Here is a 5,217-nt window from a genome sequence, read left to right as displayed (position 1 = left end):
AGTATTTATTCACCTTAATTAATATATGATATATTTAAGAAAAATGTTAAGTTTTACTTTTAAAATAGAAAAAATCATTACTGCTTTTATTGCAATAATGACTTTTTTCTTATTTTATTTAATTAGATACAGCCTTATCTAAATTATTATCCACATTATTTTCTTCTTTTAATGGTGTTAAAATCTTTTTATAAAAAATAATAAAACATATTATAGTAGTAAGTGCTGCTATTATATCTGCTATTGGTTCTGCTAATAATACTGCTCTTAGCTTTTCACTCATAAATGTTGGTAATATAAAGATTAAAGGTATTAATAATATTACTTTTCTTAATAAAGCCAGTACTAAAGATATCTTTGCTTGTCCTAAAGCTAAGAAGGTTTGCTGACATGCTATTTGTGCACCTAACATAAATGCTCCTGCAAAGTATATTCTTATGCTCCATGAGGTTATTTCTATAAGTTTAGGATCACTATTGAATATTTTTACAAATAATGATGGGAAAAGCATTAATGCTACACACATAGCAATAGTATATGTTAAACAACATATAAGTAATAATTTAAAAGTCTTTTTAACTCTGTCTATATTTTTAGCTCCAAAGTTATAGCTTATTATAGGTTGTCCTCCTTGACTTAATCCTTGAAGAGGTAGCATTACTATTTGCATTATACTACTCATTATAGTCATAGCACTTACTGCTAAGGCACCACCATATTGTAATAATTTATTGTTTAATGATATTAAAACTAAACTTTCTGTAGATTGCATTATAAATGGTGATATTCCTAATGCTAAAATAGGGAATATTACCTTTAATTCTGGCATTAAATATTTTTTTCTTATTTTTAATGTACTCTTCTTACCAAATAAGAATTTTAAAACCCATATGGCTGATACCATTTGAGATATTACAGTAGCTAATGCGGCTCCTTTAACACCCATATTAAATCCAAAAATAAGTATAGGATCTAATACAATATTCATTACTGCACCTATTAATACTGTAGTCATACTTATTTTTGCAAATCCTTGAGTATTTATAAAAGGATTCATTCCTAAAGCTACTTCTACAAAAATTGTTCCTATAAGATATATAGTTAAGTAGTCCATAGCATAATCTATTGTTTCTGGACTAGCAGCAAAGGCCCATAAAATTGGTTCTCTAAATATTAAAAGTGATACTGTTAATATAATTGATAATATAATTAATACTGAAAAACTATTACTTAATATTTTTTCTGCACCATCATTATCTTTTTTTCCCATTTTTATAGCTGCTAATGGTGCTCCTCCCATACCTATAAGTGCACTAAAAGCTGATACTATTATTATAAGTGGAAATGCTACTCCTACCCCAGCCATAGCTAAGGCTCCATCAGCAGTTCTACCAATAAACATTCTATCTACTATATTATATAAAACATTTACTATTTGGGCTATTATTGCTGGTAAAGCTAATTTTACTAGTAGTAATCCTACCTTATCACGACCTAAATCTATAGTTTTATTCCCCATATTAATCCTCCCTTTTATGTAGTTTTAATTATATTAACTATATTCCTAATTATACACTAAAAATTTCATAACTGTAATATTCCTTATCTTTATATTTCTATATTTAGAATAAATTATCTAATTTTGTAAAGCTTTTTATAATGTTATTATAATAAACTTTACTTTTATTATAATTAAGTCCACTATTAAAAAAATTAATAGTGGACTTCCATATAAATTATTTATTAATTATTATAATATAAATTTTCTGAAGGGAATTCTGCATCACAAGTTACATCTATTCCTAATCTTCCATAAGTTTGTTCATCACTTTTTCCAATTATTGTTGTAGAATGTGCTTGACATCCTTTAAGCATTGGCAATTTATCCATAGCAACTTGAGCCATTGGATTAGTTGCTGCTGATATGCTCAATGCAATAAGTACCTCTTCACAGCTTAAAGCAGTATTTTTGCTTCCTAAAGCCTTAGATTTTAAGTTTATAATAGGCTCTAGTATCACTGGTGATATTAAATGTATATCATCTGAAATATTAGCATAATACTTTATAGCATTTATTATAGCTGCTGCTGTTCCATCCATAGTATTTGAACTTTTTCCTGTAAGTATAGTTCCATCATGTAACTCTAAAGCAACTACTGAGCAAACATCATTTTTTTCAGCTACTTCCTTTAATTTAGCAGAATATTCTCTAGCTGGAACTACTACTTTTCTATCTGTTTCTTTAAGATTTAACTCTTCCATTATAAGCTTTGCTCTTTGAAATGTTTCTTTATCTACATAACCTTTTTTATATTCACAACCTGATTTAAAGCATCTTCTTATAATTTCTTGTTTTGAAGCTTCTTTAACCACTTCATCATCTACTATACCAAAGCCAACTCTATTAACTCCCATGTCTGTAGGTGATTTATATACTGATTCTTTTCCAGTTATCTTTTCTATTATTCTCTTTAAAACAGGGAAGCTTTCTATATCACGATTATAGTTAACTGCTACTTCATTATATGCATCCATGTGAAATGAATCAATCATATTAACATCTTTTAAATCAACTGTAGCTGCTTCATAAGCAATGTTTAAAGGATGCTTTAATGGCACATTCCACACTGGGAAAGTTTCAAATTTTGAATATCCTGCTGCATTTCCCCTTTTATTCTCATGATAAAGTTGACTTAAACAAGTTGCAAGCTTTCCACTTCCAGGTCCTGGTGCTGTTACTACAACTATAGGTTTTGTTGTTTCAATATATGGATTTTTTCCATAACCTTCATCACTTACAATTGTATCTACGTCTGTTGGGTATCCTTTAGTAGCTCTATGAGTATAAACCTTTATTCCTCTACGCTTTAATTTATTCATAAATACAGTTGTTGCCGGCTGTCCATCATATCTTGTTATAACTACGCTATTAACATCTAATTCATAACCTCTTAAGTCATCAATAAGTCTTAAAACATCCATATCATAAGTGATACCAAAGTCTCCTCTTATTTTGTTTCTTTCAATATCTCCAGCATAAACACAAATAACTACTTCTACTTTTTCTCTTAATTTTTGAAGTAATTTAATTTTTGCATTTTCATCAAAACCTGGCAATACTCTTTTAGCATGCATATCAAATAAAAGTTTACCACCAAACTCTAAATAAAGCTTATCATAATTATTTACTCTCTCTAAAATATATTTTGATTGTTCTTCTAAATACTTTTTATGATCAAATCCAATCTTCATCCTGAACTCCTTACTATGTATTATTGGTTTAAAATAATTTTATGTATAACTTTAAATTATATTTTCTTATTATACACAAAATCACTGCAAAATAAAACATTTTTTGTACAACTTTAGTTTTAATCTTAAATTTAACCAATAACTTTTTTTCTTTCTAGTTTTTAAATTTTATTCTTTTTCACAAATCTTTCTATTCTTTTTAAGGCTTCCATTATATTCTCCATGGAAGAAGCATAGCAACACCTTATAAAACCTTCTCCACATTCACCAAAGGCATTTCCTGGTACTGCTAATACTCTTTCTTCTAATAATAATTTTTCACAAAATTCATCTGAAGTCATACCTGTGGATTTAATAGATGGGAATACATACAGCGCACCTAAAGGTTCAAAACAATCTAATCCCATATTTCTAAAACCATTTACTAATACTCTTCTTCTTCTATTATATTCCTTTGCCATTTCTACTACATCATTATCTCCATTTTTCAAGGCTTCAATAGCTGCAAATTGAGCTGTAGTAGGAGAACACATTATGGCATATTGGTGTATTTTTTTCATAGCATCTATTAAAACAGGGTGTCCACAAGCATACCCCAATCTCCATCCTGTCATAGCATAAGCTTTAGAAAAACCATTTATAACAATAGTTTTATCTCTTACCTCTTTAAAACTAGCTATGGAAACATGCTCTTTGCCGTAGGAAAGTTCTGCATATATTTCATCTGAAAGTATTATTATATTTTTATCCTTTAAAACATCTACTATAGGTTTAAGCTCCTCTCTAGTCATAATAGCACCTGTTGGGTTATTTGGAAAAGGGATTATTACCACCTTAGTTTTAGATGTTATTGCTTCTTCTAACATTTTTGCAGTAAGCTTAAATTCATCCTCAGCTCTTAAGTTTAAAACCTTAGAAGTAGCACCTGTAAAAGCCGTACATCCTTTATACGCTACAAAGCTTGGTTCTGGAATAATAACTTCATCCCCTGGTCCTACTAAAGCTCTTAGAGCTAAATCTATTCCTTCGCTTCCACCTACAGTAACTATTATTTCATCCTTTGCTTTATAACTTAAGTCAAATCTTCTCTTTAAATACTTAGAAATTTCTTCTCTTAATTCTATAAATCCAGCATTAGATGAATAATGAGTATGTCCTTGTTCTAAAGAATATATACCTGCTTCTCTTACATTCCAAGGAGTAACAAAGTCTGGTTCTCCTACTCCAAGAGAAATTACATCCTCCATTTCATTTACCATATCAAAATATTTTCTTATACCTGATGGTGGCATATTCCTTACATTGTCTAAAATCATATTCTCTAAAATCATATAAAAATAGCCTCCCTATCATCTATTTGCTTTTCTTTAAATATAGTTCCATGTTCTTTATATTTCTTCAATACAAAATGAGTAGCTGTTCCTATTACATATTCTTGTATAGCTAGTTTTCCTGAAACAAACATAGCCACTTCCTTCATAGTTTTTCCTTCAACTATAACGGTTAGATCAAATCCTCCTGAAGACATTAAATAACATGCTTTAACCTGTGGAAACTTATATATTCTCTCAGCTACCTTATCAAAACCATCTCCTCTTTGAGGAGTAATTTTTACCTCTATTAAAGCAGTAACTGTTTCTTTGCCTGTATTTTCCCAATTTATTAATGTAGTGTATCCTGCAATTATACTTTTTTCCTCATAATCTCTAATGGCTTCTCTTACCTGTTCTACAGTTTTACCTGCCATTAATGCTATTTCTTCATCAGTGTATCTACTATTCTTCTCTAAAATTTCTAATATTTCCTCCATATTAATCCTCCTTAATATAATTTGTATTTAGTCGGTTGCGGAATTCCGCAACCATTAATTCACCTAACTTTTTTGAAGTTAAGTTTTTATATTTTCCTCCAGTATGGCACAATATAAATAACAAGAAATAAAAACACCAACAGGAGGTAAATAAC

At 29.2% G+C, this 5,217-nt stretch carries 4 protein-coding genes; all 4 read right to left on the bottom strand.

What is annotated here, in order from left to right; genetic code table 11:
• Positions 1-118: 118 nt before the first annotated feature.
• On the bottom strand, positions 119-1,519 hold the full coding sequence (locus GBZ86_RS12360) for an MATE family efflux transporter (RefSeq protein WP_152891104.1): 1,401 nt from the start codon (positions 1,517-1,519) through the stop codon (positions 119-121).
• Between the two features lie 224 nt (positions 1,520-1,743).
• The gene (locus GBZ86_RS12355; RefSeq protein WP_152891102.1) at positions 1,744-3,252 is read right to left on the bottom strand and encodes a DUF1846 domain-containing protein; all 1,509 of its coding nucleotides are present in this window, start codon (positions 3,250-3,252) and stop codon (positions 1,744-1,746) included.
• Between the two features lie 161 nt (positions 3,253-3,413).
• Positions 3,414-4,583: an aminotransferase class I/II-fold pyridoxal phosphate-dependent enzyme gene (locus GBZ86_RS12350; protein ID WP_152891100.1), complete on the bottom strand. Its 1,170-nt coding sequence runs from the start codon at positions 4,581-4,583 to the stop codon at positions 3,414-3,416.
• Entirely contained in the window at positions 4,580-5,062 is a 483-nt protein-coding gene (locus GBZ86_RS12345) for an Lrp/AsnC family transcriptional regulator (RefSeq protein ID WP_152891098.1), read from the bottom strand. Before GBZ86_RS12345 ends, GBZ86_RS12350 begins: the two co-directional genes overlap by 4 nt.
• Positions 5,063-5,217 lie beyond the last annotated feature (155 nt).

Source organism: Clostridium tarantellae, assembly GCF_009295725.1.
GTDB lineage: Bacteria > Bacillota > Clostridia > Clostridiales > Clostridiaceae > Sarcina > Sarcina tarantellae.
The sequence above is the reverse complement of the archived record's forward strand: the minus strand, read 5'-3'. Positions and strand labels throughout refer to the sequence as shown.

Bases quoted from the DNA above. Each gene is read 5' to 3' on its own strand.
- GBZ86_RS12345 (WP_152891098.1), bottom strand. From the start codon at position 5,062: ATGGAGGAAATATTAGAAATTTTAGAGAAGAATAGTAGATACACTGAT.
- GBZ86_RS12360 (WP_152891104.1), bottom strand. From the start codon at position 1,519: ATGGGGAATAAAACTATAGATTTAGGTCGTGATAAGGTAGGATTACTA.
- GBZ86_RS12355 (WP_152891102.1), bottom strand. From the start codon at position 3,252: ATGAAGATTGGATTTGATCATAAAAAGTATTTAGAAGAACAATCAAAA.
- GBZ86_RS12350 (WP_152891100.1), bottom strand. From the start codon at position 4,583: ATGATTTTAGAGAATATGATTTTAGACAATGTAAGGAATATGCCACCA.